This is a genomic window from Enterococcus sp. 2STP, assembly GCF_032465635.1.
Taxonomy (GTDB): domain Bacteria; phylum Bacillota; class Bacilli; order Lactobacillales; family Enterococcaceae; genus Enterococcus_B; species Enterococcus_B lactis.
On the sequence record NZ_JAWDJH010000018.1, the window covers coordinates 13,389 to 28,121 of the forward strand.

11 protein-coding genes and 2 pseudogenes are annotated in these 14,733 nt (G+C 36.8%); 11 read left to right on the forward strand and 2 right to left on the reverse strand.

Translation table 11 applies throughout. The annotated features are described in order from the left end of the window. Positions 1-184: 184 nt before the first annotated feature. The 4 genes from RWU19_RS06730 to RWU19_RS06745 all read left to right on the forward strand — a co-directional run bounded on the left by RWU19_RS06730 (position 185) and on the right by RWU19_RS06745 (position 5,007). A complete protein-coding gene (locus RWU19_RS06730) occupies positions 185-1,429 on the forward strand; it encodes an ABC transporter substrate-binding protein (RefSeq protein WP_123838240.1) in 1,245 nt (414 codons plus the stop codon). A gap of 99 nt (positions 1,430-1,528) precedes the next feature. Then, entirely contained in the window at positions 1,529-2,356 is an 828-nt protein-coding gene (locus RWU19_RS06735) for a carbohydrate ABC transporter permease (protein ID WP_370683723.1), read from the forward strand. A 10-nt stretch (positions 2,357-2,366) separates the two neighbouring features. Further along, positions 2,367-3,197 carry a carbohydrate ABC transporter permease gene (locus RWU19_RS06740; RefSeq protein ID WP_123838239.1) on the forward strand — a complete coding sequence of 277 codons (831 nt, stop codon included), beginning with the start codon at positions 2,367-2,369 and terminating at the stop codon, positions 3,195-3,197. A 16-nt stretch (positions 3,198-3,213) separates the two neighbouring features. Next, entirely contained in the window at positions 3,214-5,007 is a 1,794-nt protein-coding gene (locus RWU19_RS06745; protein ID WP_123853107.1) for a glycoside hydrolase family 2 protein, read from the forward strand. Between the two features lie 165 nt (positions 5,008-5,172). On the opposite strand, the gene RWU19_RS06750 is transcribed toward RWU19_RS06745, so the two are convergent. Further along, positions 5,173-6,060, reverse strand: coding sequence for a peptidylprolyl isomerase (locus RWU19_RS06750; RefSeq protein WP_123838237.1), 888 nt, complete (start codon positions 6,058-6,060; stop codon positions 5,173-5,175). A gap of 184 nt (positions 6,061-6,244) precedes the next feature. Here RWU19_RS06750 and RWU19_RS06755 point away from each other — a divergent pair, with 184 nt between their 5' ends. From RWU19_RS06755 to RWU19_RS06775, 4 genes and pseudogenes are all read left to right on the forward strand, one after another. Further along, positions 6,245-7,084 carry a CPBP family intramembrane glutamic endopeptidase gene (locus RWU19_RS06755; protein WP_070770198.1) on the forward strand — a complete coding sequence of 280 codons (840 nt, stop codon included), beginning with the start codon at positions 6,245-6,247 and terminating at the stop codon, positions 7,082-7,084. Between the two features lie 195 nt (positions 7,085-7,279). Beyond that, positions 7,280-8,578: a peptidase gene (locus tag RWU19_RS13975; protein WP_123838236.1), complete on the forward strand. Its 1,299-nt coding sequence runs from the start codon at positions 7,280-7,282 to the stop codon at positions 8,576-8,578. Between the two features lie 507 nt (positions 8,579-9,085). Then, positions 9,086-9,310, forward strand: a pseudogene (locus RWU19_RS06770) (helix-turn-helix domain-containing protein); the annotation flags it as partial. A 54-nt stretch (positions 9,311-9,364) separates the two neighbouring features. Further along, positions 9,365-10,393, forward strand: coding sequence for a hypothetical protein (locus RWU19_RS06775; protein ID WP_311388669.1), 1,029 nt, complete (start codon positions 9,365-9,367; stop codon positions 10,391-10,393). Between the two features lie 25 nt (positions 10,394-10,418). On the opposite strand, the gene RWU19_RS06780 is transcribed toward RWU19_RS06775, so the two are convergent. Continuing rightward, on the reverse strand, positions 10,419-10,859 hold the full coding sequence (locus RWU19_RS06780; protein WP_123838242.1) for a Spx/MgsR family RNA polymerase-binding regulatory protein: 441 nt from the start codon (positions 10,857-10,859) through the stop codon (positions 10,419-10,421). A gap of 257 nt (positions 10,860-11,116) precedes the next feature. Between RWU19_RS06780 and RWU19_RS06785 the strand changes: the two are divergent. The 3 genes and pseudogenes from RWU19_RS06785 to RWU19_RS06795 all read left to right on the forward strand — a co-directional run bounded on the left by RWU19_RS06785 (position 11,117) and on the right by RWU19_RS06795 (position 14,711). Then, positions 11,117-11,623, forward strand: a pseudogene (locus tag RWU19_RS06785) (cysteine hydrolase family protein). A gap of 168 nt (positions 11,624-11,791) precedes the next feature. Beyond that, a complete protein-coding gene (locus tag RWU19_RS06790) occupies positions 11,792-13,705 on the forward strand; it encodes an alpha/beta fold hydrolase (protein ID WP_123838235.1) in 1,914 nt (637 codons plus the stop codon). 4 nt (positions 13,706-13,709) lie between these two features. Beyond that, positions 13,710-14,711 (forward strand): alpha/beta hydrolase, encoded by a 1,002-nt coding sequence (locus RWU19_RS06795; RefSeq protein ID WP_123838234.1) that lies wholly within the window; start codon positions 13,710-13,712, stop codon positions 14,709-14,711. The last annotated feature ends 22 nt before the right edge of the window (positions 14,712-14,733 follow it).

Consider the following 14,733-nt stretch of genomic DNA (forward strand, 5'->3'; position numbering starts at 1 on the left):
GTTTCAAGTTTACTATATATAGAACTTTTGTACAAACTAAACATAAATATAAACCGTTTAGTTTACTGTTTATAATCCTTTTAATATCCTTTTGACAGCGTTTTCTTCCATGTGTTATGATTTAATAAACAAGCCATTTGATAAAAAAGTAAACGAAATAGTTGACTAAAAAGGAGAGAGGAAAATGAAGTTAAGAAAACAATGGATGGCATTATCTGTAGCAACACTTGCAATAACCGGTTTAGCTGCTTGCGGTGAGGGGAATACTTCTTCAGGAAACAAAAATGAGATTCTTTTATGGTCTTCTGCTACGGGACCAGATGGGGAGAAGATAAAAAAGAATATCGACGAATATAATCAAACAAACCCTGATTTCCCTGTAAAATTTGTTTCGATGGCTGCTGATACATTTACTTCTCGGCTCACTACTGCTGGAAAATCAGGAAGAGGCGTTCCAGATATTGCGCTTGTTGCATCCGAAGCCCTTCCTACTTATAAGAATCAGGACATGCTTGAAACTTGGAATGAAATGATAGCGGATACAGAATTGAAAAAAGAGAATTATGTAGAAATTGCTTGGGAAGTAGGAAAATTAGAAGAGAATCAATATGGTATCCCAGCAACGATGGGCTCGTGGATCATGTATTACAATAGGGATCTAGTAGAAAAATACCATCCTCAAGCGTTAGATGATGAGATCATCACCTACCAAGAGATAGAAGAAGCCGGACAAAAAGCAAAAGAAGATGGGATATATAGTTATGGGTATACTTGGGGGATGCAGAACTATTCGAACCTTTATCAGCAGATGGGAGGAGAATGGCTAGATAGCGGGAATAACATCGATATAAACAATGAACATTCGTATCGAACAGTAGAAGAATTCAAAAAGCTTCATGATAATAAGTTGATGGTTCCAGAAGGTGAGGATGCAAATAAATTATTTTTGAATCAAAGACTCCTCTTCTTACCAGAAGGAACGTGGATGTTGGGACAAATGGAAAAAATTAGTGATTTTCAATGGGGAACGACCTTCACGCCACAATGGGATGCAGAAAATCTTGTTCAAGGAACAGGTGTTGATCAATTCGCAATGTTCAAAACGAGAGAGGAACGTTCGGACGATAAAAAAGCTGGTATGGTCGAATTTTTGACTTGGTTGCAAAGCAATCAATTGGAATGGATCAAATCAGGAGCAAACCCTACTTCATTAGCTATGTTAGAGAATGAATCGTATACGGATATGCCTCAATCATTTTTATTGGCGACTGAAAAGGGTCAGGAAGCTTTATCGGTAAACGATCAAGATGGTCTTTCTTATGTATTTGCTGAGTATGATAATCGTTCTTGGGATATGATTACCGGAAAGGCGGATATTAAAGAAACTTTTGAAGAAATCCAAAAAGTAGTGGATGAAAAAATGAAGTAACCGAAAGAAATCGAACGAATCTGAAGTGAGAGGAGTGCACAAATATTGAAGAACAAAGGGAAAATAAGTTTGTGGCCTGCTTTATTTATTGGTCCGCATATGCTTTTATTTGTCCTATTTTTTCTTATTCCAGCAATGATTGGTATTTACGTATCAATGACAGAATGGGATCTATACAGTCAGCCTGTATTTGTTGGATTAGATAACTTTCGGACGTTGCTATGGGATACAGATTCTATTTATCATACTCAATTCATCAATGGATTCAAAAACACGATGCTTTTTGCTTTACTGTCAGTTCCGTTATGTATCGTGATTCCATTAGGTTTAGCTGCAGCGTTATCAGCTAAACCAAGACTTGCCCGTTTTTTTCAATCCATTCTTTACTTGCCTACATTATTCGCTATTTCAGCTGTAATGATCATCTGGGGGTTTTTACTTAGTCTTTCTTTTGGACCTATCAAAGAGCTCTTTGGATTTGATGTTCATTTAACAGGTACGCAACCATGGGCTTGGTTAGCGATAGTAGCTGTAACGATTTGGTGGACAGCAGGAGGTAATCTCATCATCTATACTGCAGCGCTTAGCAATGTTTCCCGAGAATTGCTAGAAGCCGCGGAGTTGGATGGTGCAAACAACGTCACTAAATTTTTCAAGATTTCTCTCCCGTCTATCAAAAATCAATTGTTGTTTACGACAGTTATGACAACGATTGCTCAGTTTAATATTTATGGGCAGCCTTTGATGCTGACGGGGGGTGGCCCAAATAATTCAACGCGCGTCTTGATGATGTATATTCAGGAAAATGCTTTTGGAAGCAGTACATCAGTAGCGGGAATGTCCTCCGCGATGGCTGTTCTTTTAGGGTTAGCTATCATGATCGTATCTATATTCCAGTTTGTAAGCATGAAAAAACTAGAAAAGTAGAGGACAGAAAATGAAAGAAAATAAACTAGGTAAAAAAATCGCTTTTTTCTTGCTTCTAGCTGTTTGTATCATTTGGTTGTTCCCTTTGATCTGGGCTGTCTTCACTTCCTTCAAACCAGAAATGGAAATCCAAGCAACAGGTTTCAGTTTGTTACCACAGCAATGGACGTTAGCAAACTATTTGCAGCTGATGGGTAATGAATCGTCTCCCGTTTTTCGATGGTTTGTCAATTCGCTGATTATTTCACTTTCGCATATGCTATTAGTACTTTTTATCGTATCTATGTCTGCATACGGCTATACTCGTCTATCTTTTAAAGGTCGAGAGGTGATTTTTTCTCTTCTTTTAGGCACGATGATGTTTCCAACAGTAATGAATCTTATCCCTAATTTTAAGATCATTGATATGCTTGGTTGGACGAATACGTTTATGGCTGTCATCGTTCCTGGTGCAGCAGGTGTCTACAATATTTTTTTAGTGAGGCAATTTATTCTTGGAATCCCAAAAGAGCTAGACGAATCGGCAGTTGTTGATGGAGCAAATGAATTTCAAATCTTTTATTATATCATCCTACCTTTGATCAAACCCGTTTTGACAGTCGTTGCTTTATTCAGTTTTACCAGTTCATGGAATGATTTTCTTTGGCCTTCTATCGTTATCAATGATATAGATAAATTGCCAATTACTCCAGGATTACAGCTGCTGCAAGGTCAATATCTGACCTACCCAGGGATAGGTGCTGCAGGCGCGTTGTTGGCGCTTGTCCCTACATTCGCACTTTATTTAGTCGCACAGAAAAGCTTTATGAAATCAATGTCCCTACAAAGCGGGATCAAGTAAAGGAAGGTATGTTTTGATGAATAAAACCGAGTATCCAAGACCACAATTCGTTAGAAAAAAATGGCAGAATCTGAATGGAGAATGGCTTTTTGCGTTTGATGATCAATGTGTTGGAATGAAAGAAAAATGGGGAAGCCATCCGCAATATTATGATCAGAAAATCCTTGTTCCTTTTGTATATCAATGCCTGGAAAGTGGGATAAATGATCAAACGCCTCATGATATTGTTTGGTATTACCGTGAATTTGACATAAACAAACAGGATGGTCAGAGAGCAATCATTCATTTTGGCGCTGTAGATTATTATGCCGATATATTTGTGAACGGACATCATGTCGGACGACATAGCGGTGGACATACCTCTTTTTCGTTTGATATAACCGAATATTTGACAAATGAAAAGCATCAGCAACTATCAGTAAGAGCAGAAGATCCTCATAAAGATGAGAGTATTCCGCGCGGAAAGCAATTTTGGCAAGAAAAACCTGAGGGAATCTGGTACACCAATTCAACGGGTATATGGCAAACTGTCTGGCTGGAAGTGGTGGAAGATGTTTATTTTTCTCACTTGAGATTCACCCCACTATTCGATGAAGGAAAAGTTGTAGCTGAGTTGGAACTAAATGAATTTAGAGAAGGATTAACTGTCGATTGCTGTATTGCTTTTAAAGGGGGAATTGTCGCAAAATTGTCCCATTCTTTTGTCGAAAAAAGAGTCATACTGACTGTTGACCTGTTGCAGAACTATATTTTTCGAACCAATTTCCATCATGAAGGTTGGTCCTGGACACCAGAGACACCCAATTTATTTGATGTAGAATTTGTATTGAAGCAAAAAGAAAATATAAAAGATGTTGTTTCCAGTTATTTTGGTCTGAGAAAGATACATCAAGAAAACGGAATGATTTATCTTAACAATAAACCTTACTATCAGAAGCTGATATTGGATCAAGGATATTGGCCAACTGGTTTAATGACTGCCCCGACTGATGATGCATTAGCAAAAGATATTCAAGTCGCAAAAGAAATGGGGTTTAACGGCTGCCGCAAACACCAAAAGACGGAAGAGCCCAGATTCCTCTATTGGGCGGATAAACTTGGCTACCTTGTTTGGGGAGAATGTGCGGCACCTGCTGTGTTTACACATGATTCCAGTAAACGTTTGATGCAGGAATGGACAGAAATCGTTGATCGCGATTATAATCATCCGTGTATTGTTACATGGGTACCGATCAATGAAAGCTGGGGAGTACCTAAAATTTCGTTTGACCGCCAGCAACAACATTTTTCTCAATCGCTGTATCATTATCTGCATAGTCTGGATATGACTCGTCTTGTTATTTCAAATGATGGTTGGGCAATGACGGAGACAGATATTTGTGCCATCCATCATTATGGACATGGAGAGGAAAAAGAGGAAGATAAGTATCAAGATTTCGTCACAACTTTAAGTACAAGAGAAGATTTGCTTAATCGACCGTCTACTCCGTGGCCAATATTTGCTAACGGGTTTGTATATCAAGGTCAGCCCATTTTGTTGACCGAATTCGGCGGCATCGGTTTTGATTTTTCTGGGCAAAAAGGTTGGGGATATACCTCTGTGAAAAATGAGGTTGATTTTATCAAAAACTACCGGCGGATCATAAATGCTGTATATAGATCAAAGGGGCTTTGGGGATTTTGTTATACGCAATTGACAGATGTAGAACAAGAGATCAATGGCTTGTTGACCTATGATCGACAACCAAAATGTGACTTGAAGGAAATAAAAAAAATCAATGATTCTTTCCGTACACCGTACCTAGTATAATAATAAAACAGACGAAAGAGGCTGTGAAAACAGTGTTCTGTTCTGAATATTAGAGAAGCAAAACAGAAAAATAGCTACTTAAATTTTATTGTTTTTGAATACTATTTATTCAAATAAGGGGATGTGCCATCACTTTTGCCACATCCCCAATTGGGTCAAACTTGTTTAGTTGAATATATTTTTTACATAAGGATCTTTAATAGTTACATTGTCTTTTTTCATCACTTTATGGATTGTTTTATCCATGAATTCCGTATCAAGAGTTTTTGTTTCCGTGGCGATTTTTTCTAGCTCTGATTTGTATTTATCTTTATTGGCACCTTTATCCTGTTTTTTTACCATTTTTACTAAATAATAGCTTTGCTGATAAGTCGTTGGATCTGTTACAGGAATGATATCAGAAACTTCCCCGTTGTTTAATTGAAATGCTGCTTTTTTTACTTCAGTAGGAATCCCTGGATTGGTTGAATCAAAATTCATTTTTCCATCAGTTTTCTTTAATGTTTTATTTTTACCATAAGTTTGAACAAGCTTGGAGAAATTTTCCCCTTCGTTTGCTTCTTTTTTTGCTTTATCTGCTTCTTCTTTAGTCGAAAGTGGGATGATTTGTGTACTAACTTCTGGATGGAATTCTTTCCAAGCAGTGTCTAGATCTTTATCTGTTAATTTTACATTGGCTTTCAAACCGTACTGGAAAGCCAGCATCTGTTTCAAAAGTTTCTTATATGTCTCTTCCGTTTGGCCAACTGCTTTTAATTGTTCCTTGTAGTTTGGACCAAGTTTTTTGATTTGTTCATTATATTCTTTTGTTACTTCCTTTGAAGAAATCTCTTTTCCGTATACATCATCAAATGCTTTGAAGACAATCATTTTTTTTAATAGTGTTTGATTGTTTGATTTAACTTTTGGGTTATCATAAAAATCCTGAACTGTAAGTGTTCCACCTTTAAACGTTGCAATTGTTTCATTGGACTTGCTACAACCTGAGAATAGCAAAATAGCAAATGCTGAAAGGCACATAATCAGTAGTTGTTTTTTCAAAAAATTTCCCATCCTTTCCTTATTAAAGACAGTCTAACAGAAGAACTAGGCAGACAGTCTTTCATTTTCGTAAGGTTGCTGTAGATATTCTTAGTTCGTAAAAATCTATTCTCTCTATGATGGAGAACATTTAGATAGTTTTCACGAGACAAGAAAGAAAAGGGTTGTTACACTTAATATAAAGGAGGGATGAAAGATGATTAGGATTATTCGGTTGATTGGATCTGTTTTAATAGTCTTAGTTGGTTTTGTTTTAGGTATTCTTGTCAATAATGCACTTGCGGATATGTTTATTGGAGACAGTGAATGGATTGGAGCAATTGCTGGTACGGTTGGACATTTAGTTGTTTTTTTACTAGCTTTATTTCTTGCTAGTAAGGTAGAAGGGAAAAAAGTGGAAGATTATGGTATTTCTGGACGTGGAAAAGACTGGGGATATTTAGTGGGAGGTCTCGTTGTTGGAATTGGAGTGTTTCTGCTTATTACTAGTCCATTATATTTGATGGGGGCGTATCGGTTAGATTCAGGAAACGCGAACATTGTGCCGCTGATCACGAGTTTTATTTTATTTATTGCAGTGGGGGCATCCGAAGAGCTTTTATTCCGTGGCTTTTTTCAGCATCAGCTGCTTAGATTTGGTCCATTAATAGCAATGATTGGATCTGCTGCATTATTTGCTCTTTTGCACGGATTGAATCCTAACATGACATTTCTGGCAGTTTTCAATATCTTTTTAGCAGGTTGCTTTTTCAGTGCACTTATCTACAGTACAGAAAGTTTATTTACGGCCATCGGTGCTCACATTACTTGGAATTGGACTCAAGGAGCTATTTTGGGTATACCAGTCAGCGGAACGCAAGAACAAGGTTTTTTCTCCACTCTGGTCCAATCGCAAAACACAATAATTACTGGGGGGAACTTTGGGGCTGAAGCGTCTATATCGACTACATTATTCTTGTTAGTCTTGATTGTTGGTTTGTTACTCTATGCATATAAAACAAAGCGGATGAAGAAATACACTGCTGTTTATCAATAAAAGATGAAGAAAGCAAGGCTGATATCGGTCTTGCTTTTTTAAGTCTTTCATTGATTAAATTAAAAAGTAAACAAATTCAAACAAATACACGACATCTTTTGTTAGATTTTCACAACTGACTGTCGTGTTCTCATCATTTTCATTTTATATAATTCCTTTATCAAATAGAAGGTAATTATATGGAGAGTGATAGAAATGAAGAAAACAGCGACCGTATTATTTGTTATTCTTGGGCTAAGTATAATTGCAACAATGATTGGAATCAGTACTTCTGCAAATGAACGGGCAAATGAGAATCTTTCATTTACTGTGAAAACTGATCGGATCGTTTATGACATGACACAACAAGTCATTACTATTCCGGTCAAACCAAACAAAAGCGTGAATGCTAGTGATGTACATGCTGTTCTAACATATGGTTGGGATGGTAATGGAAGTTCAGAAAAGGTTATTGGGGAAGTTTATTTAAAAGACCTACAATGGACCGCTGGTATTGAGTATACAATAATGATTTCTGCAGAACTATCGATTGATGAGATCAAGAGTAAAGATAAAGTTGATTTGATTGTTTTTTATGATGGACAGATGACGATTACGGAGAATTTGAAACCAAGCAGTTGGACAGTTGTTGGACCGCCGAGCAGTACGGAGAGCACAAGTAGTGAAAGCAGTACGGAGAGCACAAGTAGTGAAAGCAGTACAGAAAGTACGAGCAGTGAAAGTAGCACAGAAAACACAAGTAGTGAAAGCAGTACGGATAGTACGAGCAGTGAAAGCAGTACGGATAGCACAAGCAGTGAAAGCAGTACGGATAGCACAAGCAGTGAAAGCAGTACGGATAGCACAAGCAGTGAAAGCAGTACGGATAGCACAAGCAGTGAAAGTAGTACGGATAGCACAAGTAGTGAAAGCAGTACGGATAGTACGAGCAGTGAAAGCAGTACGAATAGCACGAGCAGTGAAAGCAGTACGGATAGTACGAGCAGTGAAAGCAGTACGGAGAGTACAAGCAGTGAAAGCAGTACGGAGAGTACAAGCAGTGAAAGCAGTACGGATAGCACAAGTAGTGAAAGCAGTACAGAGAGTACAAGCAGTGAAAGCAGTACGGATAGTACGAGCAGTGAAAGTAGCACAGAAAACACGAGTAATGAAAGCAGTACAGAGAGTACGAGCAGTGAAAGCAGCATAGAAAACACGAGTAGCGAAAGCAGCACAGGAAAAGTAAATAATGAACTTGATTTGGTACCTATCATACCAACTAAGGAACAAAAGAGAAATGCAGGGAGCAACCTAAAAAGTGTGCTAAAACAGCCTGATTTTGTTTCTCGTGGAATTGATCGTCAAGAAAAAGCGAAAGAAACAGATAAGAGAAAAAGCGGTTTACCAGAAACTGGTAGTAGAACCTTAAACAAGCTAATTACATGGATGGGTGTGCTACTCATTTTGATTGTAGGAGCAAGCTATTTTCGTTCTCTCTTCCATCGAGTGAAATAAAGAATAAAAGCAACAGATCTAAAATTGAATAAAGCGATAGATTTTTGAGTGAATATTTCATTCGAGAGTGCTGTATTGCCTGGCGAAGTTGTAGCTTTGCCAGGTTTATTTTTGTTTACTAACCTATTTGAGAAACAGGAAATAACAGGAACACAAATGGAAAATAAGAGCAAGAATAATTGACAATGCACACTACGCATGGTAGTATCTCTGAAAAATCAGTAACGAATCTATTTGTACGTCATTCATGTAGCTGTCGGAATAAGTCTAAATAATAGATAAAAAGGAGTATGTACTTTGTTTGAAGAATTTATTGATATCAATGAAAGGCAAGTATATCAATTTTTGAACTATTGTTATGAAAGAGACGAGAAATTATATGTAGTGAAGGATATCGCTTTAGATCTAAACTACACCCTAGCTAAGATGAATTCGGTGATTCAACAAGCAGAATCGTTTTGCGAAAGGTATCCAGAATATAAATTATCTTTTCTTTCAGAAAACAAGATGATAAAAGTCGAATTTTCTTCTCAGTTTTTACTGAGTAAAGTTTATTCTATACTGTTAGAGGGAACGATTGGCTATATTTTACTGGATTCACTTTACAAAGGTACTTATCAATCCTTAGAAAATCTTAGTCAAAAAAATTATATAAGTTTGCGTACGATTCAAAGAAAATTAAGAGAACTCAATACTATTTTGAAAAACTATCATTTATCTTGCAGCTTGAAAAAAGGGAATCCGATAGAAGGAGAAGAATACCGTATCCGATACTTTTTTCACTTGATGTATTGGCAGTCATTCGACGAAAATCATTCTGACATATTATCAAGTATAAAAAATAAACGTCAACTATTAGAAAAATTTGCAAAACATGCGCCATATACGCGTAGTATAGATAGAAAGAAATGGATCAGCCTCCTAAGAATTTCGTTGCAACGAATGAAACAAGGCCACCCAATTACGTATGTCCCAGAAGAGATGAACAAATTTGTGCATCCATTGATAACAAAAGAAGAGTTTACGCATTACATACTAGAGCCTTTTTTTGAAGCAAACTTCTGGTCGATGAATCACATCACTCCAACAGAGCAAGCTTACCTTTATTTTATGTTTGGTGTAATGAATACCTATTTGGAAGAAGATTTGTTGGATGCTCCAGATAAAATACAAGAAAGTTGGGGTTGGATTGAATCGTCTATTGTAGAAAATTTTGAAAAAAAATTCAAGATTTCTTTTACAACTTCAGAAAAAAATTATCTATCTGTCAATTTGGCAATGATCCATTTGTATTCAAGGGTTTTTGGGACAAAAAAGAAGGTGGATGCTTTTGGAAAATCAGCAGAAGACAGAGATTTTCAGCATATATTTCCAGTGATGTATCCAATTATGCAACAGTTTTTTAGTGGGGTAGCTCGCAGAATTCCAGAGCTTAATACTTATTATGAAAAGAACAGACGGTTGATTTTTCAATACTGTATGTTAGTCAGGGATATTTTTATAAAACACGAACAACCTGTCATATTCTATATTCAATCAAAGTATGGTAAAACACAGGAATTATGGGCAAAGAAAAGGATATTATCTATGACTGAACGCCCAATAAAATATAGTGCATCCGCTGATCAGTTACCTGATATTGTCATTAGCGATTATCCTATCGATCAAACGGCATATGACCAGACGAATACACAGATATTTTACTGGAATGGACAACCTACAAAAAATGATTGGGCGCGTCTGAAAGCTGAGATCATAAAAATCAGGAATGAGAAAAATAGATCCATATTGGAAAAATTGGATTTCGTTAATTAAGAACAGCAGATTTCTTATACCAAGATCAAGACATCGCCAAAAGATTGTTTTCTTTAAAATCAACAAGATGACCAGAAAGCAAGAGTTCGTTGAGCTCTTGCTTTCTTTTAGTCTTAGGAAGGAACATCCTGATTTTATCTTCGCTAAATCCAGTCAAAAGTTTTGCAGGTTGGTCGTAGATAATCGGTTTTTTCAATAAAGAAGGGGATGTACGAATCTCAATATATAGTTCACTCAAACTGAGATCATCTATTCTGTGAACAAGATTTTTATAACTAATAGAATGAGTAGAGAGCATTTCGGTCACGCCGTGGTTTGTCAATTTTAGTAAGTGGATAAATTCATTTTTGGTTAGTGGTTGACGAATTAAGTTCTGTTCGATAAACGGTATATCATGTGCGATAAGCCAACGTTTTGCGCGTCTAGAAGACGAGCAACCAGAACCTGTATATAATTTAATCATGATACATTCCTCCAATAGCTAAATATTTATGAAATAATAGCATGAAGAAATAGTCGAAAAGTGCCATTTATAGGTGTAAAATAAGAAAATGTTGTCACGTATAAAGGAACGAAATAGATAAGAAACGCTATCAAAGGAACCCCAATAAAAAAATCAGAAAATGGAATATATTTTTTTGATTTCTAACCATAAAATGGAAAATAGTAGTAGACGAAACATCATTAGAAGAAAGAACTAGAAAAAAGAAAGAAGGCATACGTATGTCAAACACAGCCGACGCATTAGTAGTGATCGATTGACAAAAAGGGGTATGTTTTGATTCTTCGCCGTTACACGAATTAGAAACAGTGACAGCATTAGTGAATAAAAGAATCAAAATATACGAAACGATTGGGAAATCAGTTATTTTCGTTCAACACGAAGATGCTCAATTAGTGCCACAAACAAAACCATGGGAGCTATTGTCGGAATTATCTATTCCTGAACACAGTTATTTTGTGAGAAAAACCCATGCGAATTCATTTTATAAGACTAATTTGAGTATGTTATTAACTGAATTGGACTGTCATTCAATCGAATTATGTGGGGCCCAAACAGAGTATTGTATAGATACGACTGTGAAGTCTGCTCATGGATTAGGTTACCAGCTTATGATGTGCAGAGGAGCAGCGACGACTTATGATTATCCTTTTATGAAAGCAAAGGAAACAATCGCTTTTTACGAGAATATTTGGGATAAACGATTTCTGACATTTTTGGAGCAATAAGTTATTTCATCATTTAAAGAAAAGCAGAATGGATACTGGTTTATCCATTCTGCTTTGTTACGTAAATTGAGAAAATAATCCTGTTCTATTTTTATGGGATAAACCGTTTGTTTTTTGTATAAAAAATGTTTGCGTTTACATATAATTCTCCTAGAATCATAAAAAGGAGTGAATCGATTGAGAACAAAACAAGTGTTAAAGGGAGCGTTGGTCGTCTTATTTGCTGTAAGTACAAATGTCCCGCAATGGTCAGTATATGGAGAGAGTATCTTTTCCGAATCGGGATCTAGGGAGGTCGAAACCACGGAAACAACTGATGCTAGAAACGAAACGAAATCGAGTACTTCACAAACAGAAACAAGTACTGAAACAACGGCTGAGACATCTGTTACTAGCTCAGATCAAGAAACGACCGCTACCACAGATAACCAACAAACAGATGAAGCAGCAGCTACAAAACCGCCAAACGACAAATCCCCTTCTGCTAAAGTAAGTGACAAAGAGAATGGGACAGAAAATGATGATATCGGTAAAGGCGAAAACTTCAATGGTAAAGAATATCTGAATTACTTCGGTAAACAGATGACAGAAATACTTAATGGACCAGTAGAAGAAATTAACGCACGACTAATAGGTTTAGTATTAAGTGAGCTTTTTGGTAAGGATTATGGTGTAGATAAAGAGATTATCAAACATCTGATTGCTACTTATCTATTGTATGATATCGCTTTTTCTAAAAATAGTGTGTTGATGTCAATGCTTGGAGGTACAGATGATGGTACGACGCCTACAGCAAACACAGGCTTCTATCCAAACACAAAACAACTTCATCAAACTGTACTAAACAAACAAGACGGCAAAATGATGGATGTGTATGCTTACTATGTCGACCAGGGTTCAGATAAAACAGTCATGATCCATGGCGGATTTAGAGGGAATTGGAATAATGGGATCGTTACAGAAGAATACAATGATTTTTATAAGGCAGGGTATAATTTATTATTTGTTGATTCCAGAGCAACTGGTAACAGTGGAGGCGATTATGTAACCTATGGACAATATGAATCAGATGATGTCCTTTACTGGATCAATCAAGAAGTGCGAGAACGTCCATCTCAAAAGATCCTGCTGTATGGTGGTTCCATGGGAGCAGCTACGATGATGTCTGTATTAGCAAAAGATATCCCAGTCAATGTCAAAGGAATTATTGAAAATTGCGGATTTGCATCAATCGATGAACAACTACGTTTTACGTATAGCCAGACAGTAGTCCCTGCATTACCGCCTGCCATAAAAAATCAGTTAGACATCATTGGGGATCAAGAGCATGAAGATTTGTTTATGGGGCTTTTGAAACAATATTATTTTGATCAGGAGATGCATTTGGATCCAACAGCCGCTCTACCTACGATTGGGATGTCTGGTTCATTGCCTAAATTGATCATCCATGGAACGGCAGACGATGTAGTACCTGTGTCTAACGCGCAAAAACTATATGAGTTAGCTGGAGGATATAAAGACCTTTTATTGGTAGAAGGAGCAGGGCATGGAAAGGCACAGGAAGTTGACCATGCTGCCTACACGAAACATGTAACGGACTTTTTGAAAGTAGTGTTCCATGATCAGATAAACGTGAAATATGTGGATGAAAACAATAAAAGTCTACTCAAAGACCAGGACGAAATCCAGCTTTACGGAGCTTATGGAGAGAATTATGTGACAGAGCAAAAGACATTCGAAGGATACGAATTAGCAAATGTTGAAGGACCGACTGAAGGTGTTTTTAACGAGACGATACCAACTATTATTTACCATTACAAAAAAATCCCAGTAGCTCCACCAAAAAAACAAGATCCGACAGAGAATGCAGACAATAAGGGAAAGAATGAACCTCGAGATGATCAATCAAATGATGATACGCAACCGATTCAGATGACAGTGAAAGTACAAAAAAAGACAGATACAAAAAAAAGAATGTTGCCGAAAACTGGAGAAAAGAAACATTCGCTTCTCATTTATTCAGGTGGATTTTTGTCCGCTAGCACGATTATCACATGGATTTGGCGAAGAAAGAGAGGGTAAATGAATGAAATGGTTCAAGCGAATAGTGATTGCAGTGCCAGTTATCATCGTAGTTATTTTAGTCACTGTATTTTTGATTAATCAAATCACACCAAAGCCGATTAGTTTGCTTGTTAGAAAACAATTTGACACAAGTGAAAAAGAACAAGTATATGCCAGACCAGACGATTTCCAGCAAAAAATCAAACAAATCGATAGAAATAAAGAAATATCTTATCCTTCAAAGTACAAAAATAATCATATGGATATCTACACACCGATAACGGAGAAGAAAAAGTTGCCAATCCTTTTCTGGATGCACGGAGGCGCATATGTAGGAGGGGATAAAAACGATTGTCGTGATTATTTGGAATATCTATGTTCAGACACGCAGCAAATCGTCGTAAATATCGATTATGAACGATCGCCTGAAGCAAAGCATCCTACACCAGTTATCCAATTGAATGAAGCCATTCAAGCAGCCAAAAAAGAGATAAAAGAGCAAGCGGATTGGTCGAATATTTCGATTGGTGGCGATTCAGCAGGTGCACAAATTAGCGGAGAGTATTTGTTAGCACTTCAAAACGAAGAAATCAAAAAAGCCGACCAACTTGATCCAACTTTGGAGAACAAGCAGATCACAAAATTTGTTTCTTTGTCTGGACTACTAGACCCTTCTGCATTTACCCAAGTAAGTGATAAGATTTCTAGCTTTCTTTATGCAAAATGTGGATGGGCTTATTTTGATAATAAGAACTTTGAACGTTTAGAAGAGGTCAAACATTTAGCATTAGCTAGACATACAGACCATTGGACGCAAAAAATATTCTTGACGGACGGAAACACAAATACGTTTACGAAACAAATGGAACAAGCAGCTTCTATATTTGAAAAAGCAGGAGTGGAAGTCACAAAAGTAGACTATACGGAGAAAAATGTTGTCTTGAACCATGAATATCAGTTTGATTTTAGTAATAAACAAGCGCAAGAAACATACCAAAAATTAGTAGCATTTTTCAAGGAATAAACGCTCATGATGTAAAAGAGGA

Excerpts from the sequence above, each read along its gene's own strand:
- RWU19_RS06730 (WP_123838240.1), top strand. The coding sequence starts at position 185 with ATGAAGTTAAGAAAACAATGGATGGCATTATCTGTAGCAACACTTGCA.
- RWU19_RS06735 (WP_370683723.1), top strand. The coding sequence starts at position 1,529 with ATGCTTTTATTTGTCCTATTTTTTCTTATTCCAGCAATGATTGGTATT.
- RWU19_RS06740 (WP_123838239.1), top strand. The coding sequence starts at position 2,367 with ATGAAAGAAAATAAACTAGGTAAAAAAATCGCTTTTTTCTTGCTTCTA.
- RWU19_RS06745 (WP_123853107.1), top strand. The coding sequence starts at position 3,214 with ATGAATAAAACCGAGTATCCAAGACCACAATTCGTTAGAAAAAAATGG.
- RWU19_RS06750 (WP_123838237.1), bottom strand. The coding sequence starts at position 6,060 with ATGGGAAATTTTTTGAAAAAACAACTACTGATTATGTGCCTTTCAGCA.
- RWU19_RS06755 (WP_070770198.1), top strand. The coding sequence starts at position 6,245 with ATGATTAGGATTATTCGGTTGATTGGATCTGTTTTAATAGTCTTAGTT.
- RWU19_RS13975 (WP_123838236.1), top strand. The coding sequence starts at position 7,280 with ATGAAGAAAACAGCGACCGTATTATTTGTTATTCTTGGGCTAAGTATA.
- RWU19_RS06775 (WP_311388669.1), top strand. The coding sequence starts at position 9,365 with ATGTATTGGCAGTCATTCGACGAAAATCATTCTGACATATTATCAAGT.
- RWU19_RS06795 (WP_123838234.1), top strand. The coding sequence starts at position 13,710 with ATGAAATGGTTCAAGCGAATAGTGATTGCAGTGCCAGTTATCATCGTA.